The following is a 15,609-nucleotide window of genomic DNA, read 5'->3' as shown; positions in this document are numbered from 1 at the left end:
ACTGACGATGCCTCAATCCATGGCCTTTCCCACCCTGTTGACCCAGGAGCGGATCGCCTGTGCCGTGGTGGGTGCGTGTTCCTCGGCGACGGTCCAGTGGTCGCCGGGGACGTCCACGGTCTCGGACAGCTGGGGCCAGGAGGCCCGCCAGTCGTGGCTTCCTGTCTCACGGCTGCCGTGGGTGCGCATCTCCGGCAACTGATCGGTGGCACATACCAGGAGTGTGGGTACATCGACCGGTTCGGGGCACCAGCCGCGGAGCATCCGGGTGTAGGCCCCGAGTGCGGCCAGCGCCATGTCCTCCACCGCAGTGTCGAACCCCTCCCCCATGGCCAGGGCCGCGCGGGCGGGCAGGGCGAGCAGCCACGGCTCGGCCTCCCGCTCGGGGGTCACGTGGTAGGTGTCGACGAGGACCAGGCCGGCGGGCGGGGTGCCGGTCTCCGCCAGCCGCGCGGCGACCGCGTGTGCCGGACAGCCGCCCATCGACCAGCCCAGCAGGACGGGCCGGCGGTCGCCCAGTTGCTCCCGCAGGCCGGCTGCGTGCAGGTCCACCAGCGTCTGCCAGTCGCGGGGCAGCGCGTCGCCGGAGGTGACCCCGGGGTGCCGCATCTCCAGGACGTCCCGGTCGCCTTCGAAGTGCCGCGCGAGCGCGTCGTACCAGGGCCGGCCCAGGGCCGGGGAGAAGCCGGGGAAGCACACCAGAGGTGGCCGGTCGTCCGCGCCCGTGGCCAGCTTGAGTGGCTGCAGGGCGTGCGCGGCACAGTCCTCGGGGCCGAAGCCGGGGACGGCCAGTGAGGCAGTCACGAGGAGGTGCATCGCCGAGACAACGTCGCCGGTCCCGCACACGCGGCGGTAGAGGGAGGCCAGGGTCTGTGCGGGGCGTGACGGCGGCGCACCGGTGACCGCCTCCTGACGGGGCAGCTCCTCGTGCAGTTCGGCGAGCAGGTGGCCTGTCAGTCGTGCGGTGGTGGGCAGGTCGAAGGTGAGGGTGGCGGGCAGTTCCAGGCCGGTGAGCAGACTCAGCCGGTTGCGCAGCAGAACGGCGGTCAGGGAGTCGAGACCCAGCTCCATGAAGGCGCGGTCGGCCGTCACGGCGGCCGCGCCGGGATGGCCCAGCACCTCGGCGACCGCTTCCCGGACCAGTGTGAGCAGGACGGAGTGGCGGTCGCCGGCGGGCAGCTGCGCCAAGCGCTCTCGCCACGCTCCCGGCGAGTCGTGGGTCGGCTGGGTGACTCCGGCCGCCGGTCCTCCGCCGCTACGGTCCGCGCCCGGGCCTGTTGCCGAGCCGGACGGGCTCAGCAGACCCTGCAACGGCGGCGGAACCGGCCTCCGCCGCATACCGGCCTTCGGGTCCAACGGCAGCGGTGCCAGGACGGGTTCGTCCGCCGCCAGGGCGGCGTCGAACAGGGCCATGCCTTCGGCGGGTGTGACGGCGCGCAGCACGCCGTCACTGGTCCGGCCGGTGCGGGCCGCCATCCCCTCGGCTCCCGACCACGGGCCCCACACCAGGGAGAGCGCGGGCATTCCCAGGGCGGCCCGGTGCACCGCGAGGGCGTCGAGGAACGCGTTCGCGGCCGCGTAGCCCGCCTGACCGGGATTGCCGAGCAGGCCCGCCGCCGAGGAGAAGAGCACGAACTGCGACAGCGGCAGGTCCTTCGTCAGCTCGTGCAGGTGCCAGGCCGCGTCCGCCTTCGGCCGCATGACGGCCGCCATCCGCCCGGGCGTCTGCGCCTCCAGCACACCGTCGTCGAGGACACCCGCCGTATGCACCACGGCGGTCAGGTCAGCGGCGTACCGGTCGACCACCTCCGCCAGTGCGGATCGGTCGGCCGCGTCGCAGGCGACCACCTCCACCCGGCCTCCGGCCTGCTCGATCTCCGCCTGCAGTTGCCGGGCGCCGGGCGCCGTCGGGCCACTGCGGCTGGTGAGCACCAGTCGGCGAACCTTGTGATGCCCCGTCAGGTGGCGGGCCAGCAGCGCGCCGAGAGCTCCGGTGCCCCCGGTGATCAGTACGGTGCCGTCCTCGCTGAACGGAGCCGACGGGGACGGTGTGGCAGCCGCCTGTGTCAGCCGTGGCACCAGTACCTTCCCGGCGTGTATGGCGAGTTGGGGTTCGCCCGTCTCCAGGGCCGCCATCAGCCGGCGCAGCGACTCGGGGTGGTCGTCGACGTCGACGAGGGTCAGGCGGCCCGGGTACTCCGACTGCGCACTGCGCGCCAGTCCCCAGACGGCTGCGGCGGGCAGGTCCGGGGCTGGACCAGTGGCACCGCGGGTCACCAGGACCATGCGCGATCCCGGAGCCAGGGCGGGCAGCCGGTTGTGCAGCAGCTCCAGGGCCCGCGTGACGAGGGCACGCGCGTCGGCGGCCGGGGTCGTGGACGGGGTCGGAGCGGCCAGGGAGACGACGACAGCTGGGGCATCGCCTTCGAGGGAGCCGGAGTGCCGGGCGCCGGACAGCGCTGCCCTCAGGTCCAGGTCGTCCGGGGATGCCACCGAGAGCGCGGAAACGGTGGCGTGGGCGGCGGCAACGGCGGTCCAACTCGGCCGGTACAGCGGTCCTGCCTGCACGCGGTCGGCGGTGCTCGGGACCGCCCGGGTGGTCAGCGCCTCCACCCGCAGCACCGGCCTGCCTGCCGGGTCGGTGAGGTCCACGGCGATCGTGTCCTCCCCGGTACGGCGCAGGCGTACCCGTAGCGCGGTGACGCCGGCCGCGTATCGGCTGACGCCCCGCCAGGCGAACGGCAGCCGGGGCGGTTCGGGCTCTCCCTGGTCCCCGGGGACGAGCAGTGGGACGTGGATGGCGGCGTCGAGCAACGCGGGCTGGATGCCATACCGCTGCGCCTCTGCTACGGCTGTGTGGGGGAGCCGCACATCGGCGAGGAGGTCGTCTCCCTGTCGCCAGACGGCCCGTACACAGCGGAAGGCCGGGCCGTAGGCGTAGCCTTCGCGCGCCAGCCGGTCGTAGGCCCCTGTCACGTCGACCGGTACGGCGTCCGGCGGTGGCCAGGATCCCTGCGGTCCGGGGTTCGGGGCGGGGTCGGTGGTCGACGGTGCCAGCCGGCCGGTGGCGTGGTGGGTCCACGTGCCTACCGGGCCGGAGTCCTCGGGGCGCGCGTGGATGTCGACGGTCCTGCGGCCGGCCGGGTCCGGCTCGCCGAGCGCCACCTGGACCTCGACGCGCCCGCCGGAGCCGGGCAGTTGGAGCGGCAGCAGCAGGGTCAGCTCTTCCAGGACGTCCAGCCCGCAGGCGCCGCCGGAGTGGAGTGCCAGGTCGGCGAGGGCGGACGCGGGCACCAGCAGGCGGCCGTTGATGACGTGGTCGCGCAGCCAGGGCTGGTCGGCGTCCGACAGATGGCCGGTGCACAGCACGCGGCCCGTTTCCGGGAGGCTGGTCGTGGAGGTCAGCACCGGGTGGCCGCCGGCGGCCGTGCGCGCGGCGGTCGGGGTGGGGTCGACGGGCTCGGTCAGCCAGTAGCGCTCCCGCTGGAAGGGGTAGGTGGGCAGGTCCACCCGTCGGCCTCGCCCGCCTGGGTGTGCTGTCCGGTGCACGGTGGCCCAGTCGATCGCCGTGCCGTGCTCGTGGAGTCGGGCGAGTGCCGCCAGGACGGTGTCGGGCTCCGGGTGGCCGGCTCGCGCCGTCGGGGTGAACACCAGCTCCCCGGGCGCCTCGACCGTTGTCATCGCGGCCGAGGTGAGCTGTGTGCCTGGGCCCACCTCGGCGAATGCGGTCACCCTCGCTTCACGCACCAGATGACGTACGGCGTCCGCGAACCGCACCGTTTCGCGGGCGTGTCGGACCCAGTAGGCCGCCGAGCGCAGGTCGTTTCCCGTGGCCTGACGCCCGGTCAGTGTCGAAACGATCGGGATGCGGGGCTCACGGTAGGTGGCACGGGAGGCGGCTCGGGCGAACTCCGCGAGCGCCGGTTCGATCAGCGGCGAGTGGAAGGCATGGCTGGTGCGCAGTCTTACGGTGCGACGCCCACGGGCCTCGAAGCGCTCGGCCACCGCCGTCACCGCTTTCTCCGCCCCGGAGACGACGACCGACCGGGGGCCGTTCACGGCCGCGACCGCCACCGGCCCGGCCGCTGCCGGCAGTTCGGCCAGGGCGGCCAACGCCTCTTCCTCGGTGGCATCCAGGGACAGCATGGCGCCGCCTGCCGGGAGTTGCTGCATCAACCGGCCCCGGGCGGCGACCAGGTCGACGGCGTCGCTTTCCGAGAGGATCCCGGCGGCATGCGCCACGGCCAGCTCGCCGACGGAGTGGCCGGCCAGGAAGTCCGGTCGCACGCCCCATGATTCGAGCAGCCGGAACAGCGCGACCTCGAACGTGAACAGGCCGGCCTGGGCGACATCCGTCCTGTGCTGCCGCACGTCGGCGAGCGCTGTGCCCGGGCCGTCCCACAGGGCCTCGCGCAGGAGCCGCTCCCCGACGCCGACGGCGTCGAACCGGCCGCACAAGGCGTCGAAGGCGCCGGCAAAGGCGGGGTACGCGGTGTGCAACTCCCTGCCGAGGTCCGCCCATCCGGCGCCCTGCCCGGTGAAGAGCAGCGCCAGCCGTCCGCCCGTCCGGACCGGGGACGGCACGGCTGCCGACCCCGCGGCCGAGAGCCGGTCCAGTTCGGTCAGCAGGGCGGCGCGGTCCTGGACGGGCAGCGCCGCCCGGTGGCGGAGCGCGGCGCGGGCGACCGCCGAGGAGAACGCCACGTCCCCGAGCGGCAGTTCGGGCCGTTGGCGGAGGAAGGCGGCCGTACGCCGGGCCTGGGCGCGCAGCGCTTCGGTGGTCGCGCCCGACAGGAGGAGCGGCGGTTGCGGGGCGGTCCGGGCACCCTCGCGGTGCGGGGCCTCCTGCTCGTCGACCGCTTCCTCCAGGATCACGTGGGCGTTGGTTCCGCCGATGCCGAAGGCGGACACCGCGGCACGCCGGGGTTTCCCGGGAGCGGGACGCCACGGCTGCTCCCGCTGCAGCAGCCGTACGGCGCCGGAGGACCAGTCGACCCCCGGTGACGGCTCATCGGCGTGCAGCGTGCGCGGCAGCACGCCGTGGCGCATCGCGAGCACGGTCTTGATGACCCCGGCGACACCGGCCGCGGCCTGGGTGTGCCCGATGTTGGACTTCAGCGATCCCAGCCACAGCGGCCGCTCCGCCGGGCGGTCGTGCCCGTACGCCGCGAGGAGCGCCCGGGCTTCGATGGGGTCGCCGAGGGGGGTGCCGGTGCCGTGCGCCTCCACGGCGTCGACGTCGGCCGGGGTGAGTCCGGCGGCGGCGAGGGCGTCGGCGATCACCCGCTCCTGGGCGGGCCCGCTGGGCGCGGTCAGGCCGTTGGACGCGCCGTCGCCGTTGACGGCGGAGCCGCGCAGGACGGCCAGCACCGGATGGCCGTTGCGGCGGGCGTCGGCGAGCCGCTCCAGCAGGACCAGTCCGACGCCCTCGCCCCAGGCCGTACCGTCGGCCGCGGCCGAGAACGGCTTGCACCGTCCGTCGGGCGACAGGCCGCGCAGTCTGCTGAACGCGGTGAACGGCACCGGGCTGGCCATGACGGTGGCTCCGCCGGCCACGGCCAGTGAGCACTGGCCCGAGCGCAGCGCCCGTGCCGCCCAGTCCATCGCCACCAGTGACGAGGAGCAGGCCGTGTCCACCGTCACCGCGGGCCCCTCCAGGCCCAGGGTGTAGGCGATGCGCCCGGAGGCCACGCTGCCCGCCGAGCCGAGCGCGAGGTGTGCCTCGTACTCGTGTCCTCCGAGGTGCAGCAGCCGGCCCGCGTAGTCGCCGTGCATCACGCCGACGAAGACGCCGGTGTCGCTGCCGCGCAGGGCGCCGGGGGCGATGCCCGCCCGTTCCACGACCTCCCAGGCGGTCTCCAGCAGCAGCCTCTGCTGCGGGTCGGTGGCCAGCGCCTCCCGGGGCGACATGCCGAAGAAGGCCGCGTCGAAGTCGGCGGCCCGGCGCAGGAAGCCGCCGCGGCGGGTGACCGAGGTGCCCGGCCGGTCCGGGTCGGAGTCGAACAGTCCGGCCAGGTCCCAGCCCCGGTCGGCGGGGAACGCGGAGGTGGCGTCCGTGCCGTCGGCGATCAGCCGCCACAGCTCCTCCGGTGAGGAGATGTCGTCCACGGCTCCCGGGTAGCGGCAGGCCATGGCGACGATGGCCACCTGTTCGTCGGGCTGCGGTGTGTCGCCGGGTGTGCCGGGCCCGGCCTCGCGCGCCGCCGGGGTCGAGGTCGGGGTCGGGGCGCCGAGCAGCGTGTCGTGCAGGAACTCGGCCACCGCGTCCGGCGTCGGGCGCTCGAACACGAGGGTCGCGGGGAGCTGCAGGCCGGTCGCCGCTCCCAGCCGGTCGCGCAGCAGTACGCCGTGCAGGGAGCTGACTCCCAGATCGGTGAAAGCCTGGTCGGGCTCCGGGTCGGACTCCCCGTCGACGCGGAGTTCGGCCATGACGAGGTTCAGCACGGCACGGCGCCGCTCCTGGGCCGGCAGTGCGAGCAGCCGGGCCCGCAGGGCGGCGGAGGCGTCCTCCCGCTCGGTGACGAGCACCTCGGCCAACTGCCCGGCGAGTATCGCCCGTTGGATCTTGCCGGAGGACGTGCGGGGCAGCGAACCGCTCAGCCGGATCTCGTCCGGCACCTTGAATGCGGACAGCCGCTCCCGGCACGCGGCCCGCAGCGGCGCGAGGTCGACTCCGTCCGGCCCGGGGACGACGAACGCCACCGGAACCTCCCCCAGCACGTCGTGCGGCCGGCCCACGACCGCCGCGTCGGCGACACCGGGACACGCCAGGAGCACCTGCTCCACCTCGACCGGATTGACGTTCTGCCCGCCGCGGATGATCAGGTCGCCCACCCGCCCGGTGACCCGCAGCCCGCCGTCCGGCTCCCGGCGGCCGAGGTCACCGGTGCGGTACCAGCCGTCCCGGAGGACCTGCGCCGTGCTGTCGGGGCGTCCGTGGTAGCCGATCATGACGCCGGGGCCGCGCACCCAGATCTCGCCCTCGTCACTGTCAGCGGTGCCGGCACCGGACAGCGGGTCGGCCACCCGGACCTCGACTCCGGGCACCGGCTGCGGCACGCGCTGCGGACCCGGCACCTCCAGCCGGTCGACGGCGATCTTGCCGGAGGTCTCGGTGGCGCCGTAGCCGTCCAGCAGCGGCGCGCCCAGCAACTCCTCGACGGAGGAGCGCAGTTCCGCCGGACAGGGCGCTCCGGCGGTGACGCAGAGCCGGAGCCCGCCGGGTGCCCGCGGAGCGTCGCGCAGTGCGCTCACCAGCAGGTGGTAGGTGGCCGGTACCCCGGCCAGCATCGTGAACGGCCCCTGCAACGGCTGCTGTTCGAGTGCCTCCAGCACGTCCACGCCGCGGTCCAGGAGGTAGGCGCTCGCACCCGTGGCGACCACCCCGAGGATGCACAGCGAGTACGCGTAGGCGTGGTGCATCGGCAACGGCCACAGCAGCCGGTCCTCCTCGGACACGCCGAACAGCGGGGCATAGGCGGCGGCCGTCGACCACAGCGCGGCCCTCTGGCTCGTCACCACACCTTTGCGCTCGCCGGTGGTGCCCGAGGTGTAGAGGATCCAGGCCGGTTCGTCCAGGCCGAGGCGGTCGTACGGCGGACAGTCCGGATCGGTCCCGGCGAGTTCCTCGTACGAGACCGCACCCGCGGGCGCTCCGGGCGGCAGCGCCTGCGCACCCACGACGACCACCACCCGCGGCGCCTGCTGTCCTGTCGCCACCCGCTCCAGTCGCTCCAGCAGGGACGCCTCGGCCACGATCGCCACCGCGTCGCTGTCGCCGAGGACATGGGCCAACTCGGCGTCGGCCGCCCCAGGATCCAGTGGCACCCCAACGGCCCCCGCGCGCACGGCCGCCAGGCAACTCTCGGCCATTTCCACGCGGTTGGACAGGCAGAACACCACCCGGTCCCCGAGGCGCACGCCCAGCCGTGCCAGATGCCCCGCGATCCTCGCGGTCCGCCGATGCAACTGCTCCCAGGTCACGCCCCGACGCGCGTCCCGGAAGGCGGTCCTCTCCCCCGCGCGTGCCGCATGCGCCTGGACGGCCTCGACCAACGGACGGACCAGTTCCCCGCGAACCCCCGTCATTCCCACCCCTCTTGTGCGCCCCGTCCCCCGACGCCCATCGACTATAGGGTCACCTGAGGACATCGCCGTTGGCTCCGGGCGGCGGCGTCATGCCGGGTGGATGAGGCGGCTTTCGTAGGCGAAGATCACGGCCTGTATCCGGTCTCGGAGTTCGAGCTTTTGCAGGATTCGGCCCAGATGGGACTTCACGGTCGCCTCCGCGAGGTAGAGGGTGGCCGCGATCTCGGTATTGGACAGGCCGCAGCCCACGTGGATGAGCACCTCGCGTTCACGGCCGCTGAGCCGGCTCAGCCGCTCGTCGCGGTCGGCGCTGCTGCCGTCGGGGATGTGCGGGCGGAGGTTCTCCAGCAGGCGGCGGGTGATCCGCGGGGAGACCACCGCGTCGCCCGCGGCCACGCTGCGTATCGCGGTGAGCAATTCCTCGGGCCTGGTGTTTTTCAGCAGGAAGCCCGAGGCTCCGGCGTTGAGTCCGGCGAAGGCGTATTCATCCAGGTCGAAGGTGGTGAGGATCAACACTCTGCTCTGCGGGGAGATCCGGATGACCTGCCGGGTCGCCTCGATCCCGTCCGTCCCGGGCATCCGGACGTCCATGAGGACGACATCGGGGCGCAACTCCCGGGCGAGGCGTATGGCCTGGATGCCGTCCGCGGCTTCGCCGACCGGTGCCATGTCGGGCTGGGCCTCCAGGACCGTGCTGAAGGCCATACGGAGCAGCGCTTCGTCGTCGGCGATCAGGATGCGGATCGTCATGCGGCCGCCGCTCCGCTGCTGGCGAGGACGAGGCGAGTATGGACTCCCCAGCCGCCGCCCGGAAGCGGTCCGGCCTGCAACTTCCCCCCGTAGGCGGCCGAGCGCTCGCGCATGCCTGGGATGCCGTGGCCGGATGGTGTGGCGCCGGGAAGTGGCCGGCAGGGGCCGCTGTCGGTGACGTCCACTGTGACGGTCTCGGTTGAGCACCGTATCCGGACCTTCGCATGTGTGCCGGTGGGTGTGTGCTTGAGGGTGTTGGTCAAGGCTTCCTGTACCAGGCGGTAGACGGTCAGTTGTGCGGTGGCGGGTATGTGGGTGTGGCCGCCCTGGACCTCGAGGCGCGTCGGCAGCCCGGCGGCGCACATCTGGTCGGCGAGGGTCTCCAGTTGTGCGATGCCGGGCAACGGGTGGCGCTGCGCGTCCGGTTCGTCGGTCCGCAGGATGCCCAACGAGCGCCGCATGTCGGTCAGAGCCTGCCGGCCCGTCTCGGAGATCTGGAGCATCGCGGTGGTGGCCTTGTCGGGCGACCGGTGCTGCGCGTAAACAGCGGCGTCGGTGAGCGCGACCATGACGGACAGGTTGTGGGTGACGATGTCGTGCATCTCCCGGGCGATACGTGTCCTTTCCTCGGCGACGGCCAGCCGCGCCTGCTGGTCTTGTTGTTGCTCCAGTCGTGCAGCCCGTTCCTCCAGGGCCGCGAGGTAGGCACGCGTGGTCCGCACATTCACACCCAGGACGGCGGCGGCGACGACCATCGCGGTCACCGCTACGAAGGGGGTCAGGAATGCGCCTTCTGTCGCCCAGCGCAGGCAGGCCAGCAGGGCCCCGCCCTCCACGATGGCACCAGCGGCAAGCGTGCCGCGCCGGCCCGAGTTCGCGGCCGCCGTGTAGAGAGCTACCAGCAAGGCGATGTCCGCCGGCAGTTGGACGTCCATCAGCCACTGGACGAAGGCCGCGGCTGCCACGGCGCCGAACACCGTGAGCGGTGCCCGGCGCCGCCACACCAGGGGCAGTGCAAGGGCCGTGGTGAGGGCCACGGCCACCGGGAGCTCTTGCGACACGCGCGTGGTCATGATGTTGAGCAGGAGCAGGGCCGGCAGCAGCGAGTCCCACACCATGGGCGGCAGCCGGAGGCCCCAGCGCCGGGCGGCTCTCACCAGTCGTGCCGCTCGTGCGGAGGCCAGGTCGGCGTACCTCGTCATCCGTACGGCCGTCCTCGTCCGCCGCACGCGGTTCCGGTAGCGCACCGGGTGGGCATCGCCGGGCTCTGCGGCCGCCTCGGTCATCACACGTCCCTGTCGGTTCAGCGCCATAGTGGCCCCAGTCGGGGCCACCACCGCATGCAGCCGGAGCCGGGCCGAGTACAAGGAGCGCACACCCCGGGCTCCCCGGCGTCTACCGCGGCCCTGTCACGGTAGGCCGCGGGCCCGCGAAGCACATGAGTCCACCGTCTGATGGCACCGCGCCGAGGTACGACCTCAGGAGGAGTCCCGCTACCTTCCACGGTCGCAAAGCGGCCGTTCACCAGGCGTGCTCGATTGCGACTCCGGTGGCACAGGCGAGACGCCTGGATGCGACTCCGGTCGCACAGGGGACACACCTCGGATTGCGACTCCGATTGCATGCGATGGCGACCCGGGATCGATGTGGCATCGCGTGCCCCGCCCTGAGGATGGCCGGGTGACCGAGATCATCACGGGGCTGTACATGTCCTCCCTGGAATTCCTTGCCTTGCTGGGTGCCGTCGCGCTGGTGGTGGCGCGCTGGCTTCCCCCCGCTGCCCGCCCACGCGTCACGATCGCGGCGGGGGCGGTTCTCGTGCTGTCCGCGATCGTGCTGAGTGTGGTGGGGATCCGCTGGCAGATGCTGCCGGTACTGGCAGGCGTTGCCGTCGCGTTGCCGTTCGCCCTCTCTCCCCTGCTGCGACGCCGTACCGGCCGGCCGGCGTGGCGGGCCCGATGATGGCTGGCGTTGCCGGGGTCGGTGGCCTGCGTCGGCCTGATTGCCACGGGTCCGGTGGCCGCCTGGGCCTTTCCTGTACCCGTGTTCCCCGATCCGTCAGGCCGTTTCGCGGTCGGCACCCGCGTGGTGCAGTGGACCGACCCACGCCGCCCCGAGAGATTCACCGCCGATCCGCACGACCGGCGCACGGTCGTGGTCCAGCTCTGGTATCCCGCGCAGAAGAGCCCCGCAGGCACGCAGCGGGCCCAGTACCTCGGACGCACGGAGCACGAGGCGCACACCGTTTCCGACGCCCTCGCCCGTGCGGTCGGGTTGCCCGGCTTCCTGGTCGACGGCGTCCCGCGCGCCCACACCCATTCGGTCTTCAACGCCCCGGTGGCCGACCGGGGCGGACGGTTCCCGGTCGTGCTGTTCTCTCCCGGGTCGGGCGGGGTGCGCACCCAGAACACCGCCTGGGCGGAGGAACTGGCCAGTCACGGCTATGTGGTCGCCGCCCTCGACCACCCGTACGACTCCGCAGCCGTCGTCCTCACCGACGGCCGAACGATTCACGCCAAGATCGCCTCCACTGGCGACCGGGACAAGGATGACAAGCTGGCGGTTGGCTGGACGGCTGTGCGTGCCGCCGACCTCAGCTTCGTCCTCACTCAGCTGGGTCGTCTGGACAGAGGCGAGATTGCCGGCCCGCTGACCGGACGCCTGGACACCGGCCATGTCGCGGTGACCGGCCACTCCATGGGGGGTGCTGCCGCCCTGCAGGCAGCCCGGCAGGACCACCGGTTCGACGCCGTCATCGATCTGGACGGCTACCCCCACGGCCCCACCTCCCCCTCCCTCCAGCAGCCGACGCTCGCGCTCACCCAAGCCATCACCCCCGGAACCGACCCGCGCTACATGTCCCGCCTCACCAAGGTCCTCAAGCTCAACACCGCGACGAGCTACCGGCTCACCATCCCCGGCGCCGCACACCTCACCTTCATGGACGGCCCCCTGTACCTGCCGCCTGTGCCCTCGATAGTCGGCTCCCTGGGCCGCACCGAGAGCCCGCACGTCGTCGCCGCAGCCACTCTTGCCTTCCTGGACACCACCCTGCGGCACAAACCCGATGACCTGGCCGGCGTTCTGTCGGCCTACGGCGACCTCAGCGTCTACCACCCGGGCAACAGCCGCTGACCAGCTGTGCCTCGGGCGGAGACGACGCCCCTCCGACGGCACGGCCGTTCCCCTCGCCAGCCGGAGTGCAGTCCGCGGCGCCGCCCCCGCCGCGGACGGTAGTTCAGAGCGGCTTACCCTCCAGACGTCGCCTGTGGTCAGGGAGCCTCCCCCATCCACCGCCAGCTTGAGGTCCCCACGCAGAAGGCGAACCCCAGCAAGATCAATCTTGCCGGGATGTCCTGTGCTCAACCAGCATCACGCCCGGGGAGCCGCCACCACGCCGGCGACAGAAGGACGTACGCCCAGGCGCGGCCCTTGCGGCCCAGGACGTCGAGGTCGGCGTTTCTCCCCGTCACGCACGCATGACGGAGCGCGGCGGCGCGCGGAACCCGCTCGGGCGCCGCTCGCTGCGTGCACGCACGCGGGCACGTGACGTGAAGGGCGGAGCATGGCGGTCGTTCAAGGATGATGGCGCGTTGGAGCCGAGGTTAGATGGGTCTATGGACCGGCGGCCCGGGCGTCTGCGGTCCTGGCAGGGGCTGCGCACCGTCTCCGGCCAGGTCTTCATCCTGCAGGTCTTCATCATCGTGGTCCTGGTGGCGGCGGCTGTCGTCGCCCTGCTGCTGCAGTCCCGGGCGGACGCCGAGCGCGAGGCCCGCAACCGCACACTCGCCGTGGCCTCGGCCGTCGCCTCGTCCCCGTCGGTACGTCAGGCCCTGGAAGGCCCGAACCCCACCGCCGCGCTCCAGCCGCAGACCGAGGAGGTCCGCAAGCGCGCCAAGGTGGACTTCATCGTGGTGATAAGTCCGGAGGGCATTCGCTACACCCATCCGAATCCGGCGCGGATCGGCGAGCACTACATCGGCAGCATCGCGGCGGCGCAGCACGGTGGCATCGTCACCGAGACCACCACGGGGACGCTGGGCCGCTCGGTGCGGACCGTCGTCCCGGTCACCTCGTCCGACGGGAAGGTCATCGGTCTGGTCTCCGCGGGCATCACGATCAAGCAGGTGAGCGGGGCTGCGGACCGGCAGGTACCGCTCGTCCTGGTCGCGACCGGCGTGGTGCTCCTGGCGGCCACCGGCGGAACCGCGCTGATCAGCAGGCGGCTGCGCCGTCAGACACACGGTCTCGGCCCGGTGCAGATGACACGGATGTACGAGCACCACGACGCCGTTCTGCACGCGGTGCGCGAAGGTGTTCTGATCGTCGATCCGCAAGGCGGTCTGCTCCTGGCCAACGACGAGGCACGACGGCTGCTCGGGCTCGCGCCGGACGTGGAGGGCCGCCCTGTCGAGAGTCTGGGACTCGAGCCGAGCGCGGAGCGGCTGCTGCTGTCCGGCACCGCGACCACCGACCAGGTGATCAGGGTCGGCGACCGGCTGCTGGCGATCAGCCTGCGCCCCATGGCGCCGCAGCCCGGGCCAGGCGGCGCGGTCGCGACCCTGCGGGACACGACGGAACTCAGTGCGCTGATGGGCCGCGTGGAGGACGTACAGGAACGGCTCAAGCTGCTGTACGACGCCGGCATCCGCATCGGCACGACGCTCAACGTGACCCGTACGGCCGAGGAGCTGGCCGAACTGGCCGTGCCCAGGTTCGCCGACTACGTCACCGTCGACCTGGCCGACGCCGTCCTGCGGGGTGAGGAACCGAACCTGGCGAACATGGCGGAGTTGCGGCGTGTCGCCCTGCATGGCATCCGGGAGGGCACACCGCTTTATCCGCCCGGCCGGCTCATCCACTTCGACGCCTCCACGCCGCAGGCCTCCGGGTTCGGTTCCGGGCGGATGGTGCTGGAGGCCGACATGGCGGCGTTCTCCGGCTGGCAGGTACAAGCCCCCGACCGCGCTCGCAGGCTGGTGGCCTATGGCATTCACTCCATGATCGCGGCTCCGCTGCGGGCCCGCGGGGTGATCCTCGGGGTGGCGACCTTCTGGCGGTCGAAGGAGCCCGCGCCCTTCGGTCCGGAAGACCTCTCGGTGGCCGAGGAGCTGGTCGCCCGCGCCGCGGTGAGCATCGACAACGCCCGCCGCTTCACTCGGGAGCACGCCATGGCCGTCGCGCTGCAGCGCAGTCTTCTGCCGCACGCGCTTCCCGAGCAGAGCGCTGTCGAGGTGGCCCACCGTTATCTCCCGGCGGAGGCGGGGCTCGGGGGTGTCGGCGGCGACTGGTTCGACGTCATCCCCCTGCCTGGGGCCCGCGTCGCGTTCGTGGTGGGCGACGTCGTGGGGCACGGTCTGCACGCCGCCGCCACCATGGGGCAACTGCGCACCGCCGTCCACAACTTCTCCACCCTCGACCTGCCGCCCGACGAGTTGCTCTGGTACCTCGACGAACTCGTCACCCGCATCGACCAGGACCGGGACGAAGAGAACGGCGAAGCGCCGACGCTCACGGGTGCCACGTGCCTGTACGCGATCTACGACCCGGTGTCCGGCCTGTGCACCATGGCCAGAGCCGGCCACCTGGACCCCCTGATCGTGCACCCGGACGGCCGGGCGGACCTGGCCGGGGTGCCGGCCGGTCCCCCGCTGGGGCTGGGCGGGCTGCCCTACGAGAAGGCGGAGATAAGCCTGCCCGCGAGCAGCGCCCTCGTGCTGTACACCAACGGCCTGATCGAGGAGCGGCATCGTGACATCGACGAGGGGATCGAGCAGCTGCGCCGCACCCTTGCACACGCCGGACGGACGCCGGAAGAGATATGCCAGGTGGTGATGGACGCGCTGCTGCCGACGGCACCCCGCGACGACGTGGCCCTGCTGGTCGCTAGTACCCGGCTGCTCGACAGCGACCGTACCGCGGTCTGGGACGTGCCCTCCGATCCCTCGGCCGTCGCCGGCGTGCGGGCCTGCGCCGACAGGCTGATGCGCACATGGGGTCTGGACGAGGAGGCGTTCACCCTGGAACTGATCCTCAGCGAGCTGGTCACCAACGCCATCCGGCACGCGACCGGTCCGATCAGCGTGCGCCTGATCCGCGACCGCACCCTCATCTGCGAAGTGTCCGACGGGAGCAGCGTCGCCCCGCACCTGCGCCGGGCCACCACCATGGACGAGGGCGGCCGCGGCCTCTTCCTCGTGGCCCAGTTCGCCGACCGCTGGGGCACGCGCTACACGCCTGACGGCAAGGTCATCTGGACCGAACAGCAGCTGCCCGTGTAGGCGGCTTCCCCGCCAGGTCGGCCCGCCAAGTCATGCCAAGGACAGGTGCTGCCCCCGGGACCGCGCAGTGAGAAACGGCCTGACCCTGGCGGCCTCGGTCAACTGCTCTGGCTCTGGTCGTAGGCCGCCCGCGCGTCGCCGATCGCCGGAGCAGTCAGCTCGGCCCACCGCCGTATCTCCCGTACAACCGGGCACATGGTCCCGCCCAGGGCCGTGAGTTCGTACTCCACACGGACCGGGACCTCGGGATAGACCCGGCGAGCGACGAGCCCGTCGCGCTCGAGATCGCGGAGGGTTCTGGCCAGCACCTGCCCACTCACCCCGAGCCGGTTCTTCAGGTCGTTGAACCGGGTGGGGCCGCCTTCGAGCACGTGGGTGATGAGCACGGTCCACCTGCTGGCCATGCGCTCGACCGCTTCTCGCGTCGGAGTACCGGCGCCGTAGATCTCGGCTTCAGGCCAAGGGGGCGTACTCATTCGATAAACCTTCA

Annotated in this window: 5 protein-coding genes and 1 pseudogene; 2 read left to right on the top strand and 4 right to left on the bottom strand. The window is 72.5% G+C overall.

The window, feature by feature from the left end; genetic code table 11:
* Positions 1 to 12: 12 nt before the first annotated feature.
* The 3 genes from ACFYZZ_RS08925 to ACFYZZ_RS08915 form a co-directional block, all read right to left on the bottom strand.
* A complete protein-coding gene (locus tag ACFYZZ_RS08925) occupies positions 13 to 8,088 on the bottom strand; it encodes a type I polyketide synthase (RefSeq protein ID WP_389173072.1) in 8,076 nt (2,691 codons plus the stop codon).
* Between the two features lie 87 nt (positions 8,089 to 8,175).
* Positions 8,176 to 8,838, bottom strand: coding sequence for a response regulator (locus ACFYZZ_RS08920; protein WP_389173070.1), 663 nt, complete (start codon positions 8,836 to 8,838; stop codon positions 8,176 to 8,178).
* Positions 8,835 to 9,956 carry a sensor histidine kinase gene (locus ACFYZZ_RS08915; protein WP_389173688.1) on the bottom strand — a complete coding sequence of 374 codons (1,122 nt, stop codon included), beginning with the start codon at positions 9,954 to 9,956 and terminating at the stop codon, positions 8,835 to 8,837. The genes ACFYZZ_RS08920 and ACFYZZ_RS08915 overlap by 4 nt, the downstream gene beginning before the upstream one ends.
* A 526-nt stretch (positions 9,957 to 10,482) precedes the next feature.
* On the opposite strand from ACFYZZ_RS08915, the pseudogene ACFYZZ_RS08910 reads away from it, so the two are divergent.
* Both ACFYZZ_RS08910 and ACFYZZ_RS08905 read left to right on the top strand, forming a co-directional pair.
* Positions 10,483 to 11,973: pseudogene (locus ACFYZZ_RS08910) on the top strand (hypothetical protein).
* A 482-nt stretch (positions 11,974 to 12,455) separates the two neighbouring features.
* Positions 12,456 to 15,119 (top strand): SpoIIE family protein phosphatase, encoded by a 2,664-nt coding sequence (locus tag ACFYZZ_RS08905; protein WP_389173068.1) that lies wholly within the window; start codon positions 12,456 to 12,458, stop codon positions 15,117 to 15,119.
* A gap of 98 nt (positions 15,120 to 15,217) precedes the next feature.
* On the opposite strand, the gene ACFYZZ_RS08900 is transcribed toward ACFYZZ_RS08905, so the two are convergent.
* On the bottom strand, positions 15,218 to 15,595 hold the full coding sequence (locus tag ACFYZZ_RS08900) for a winged helix-turn-helix transcriptional regulator (protein ID WP_389173066.1): 378 nt from the start codon (positions 15,593 to 15,595) through the stop codon (positions 15,218 to 15,220).
* Between the last annotated feature and the right edge of the window lie 14 nt (positions 15,596 to 15,609).

The organism is Streptomyces sp. NPDC001816, from assembly GCF_042892235.1.
Taxonomy (GTDB): Bacteria; Actinomycetota; Actinomycetes; order Streptomycetales; family Streptomycetaceae; genus Streptomyces.
This window is presented reverse-complemented; position numbering and strand designations above follow the sequence as displayed.

What these genes read in the sequence shown, in the direction of transcription:
- ACFYZZ_RS08925 (WP_389173072.1), bottom strand. Translation starts at nt 8,088, where the DNA reads ATGACGGGGGTTCGCGGGGAACTGGTCCGTCCGTTGGTCGAGGCCGTC.
- ACFYZZ_RS08920 (WP_389173070.1), bottom strand. Translation starts at nt 8,838, where the DNA reads ATGACGATCCGCATCCTGATCGCCGACGACGAAGCGCTGCTCCGTATG.
- ACFYZZ_RS08915 (WP_389173688.1), bottom strand. Translation starts at nt 9,956, where the DNA reads ATGGTGTGGGACTCGCTGCTGCCGGCCCTGCTCCTGCTCAACATCATG.
- ACFYZZ_RS08905 (WP_389173068.1), top strand. Translation starts at nt 12,456, where the DNA reads ATGGACCGGCGGCCCGGGCGTCTGCGGTCCTGGCAGGGGCTGCGCACC.
- ACFYZZ_RS08900 (WP_389173066.1), bottom strand. Translation starts at nt 15,595, where the DNA reads ATGAGTACGCCCCCTTGGCCTGAAGCCGAGATCTACGGCGCCGGTACT.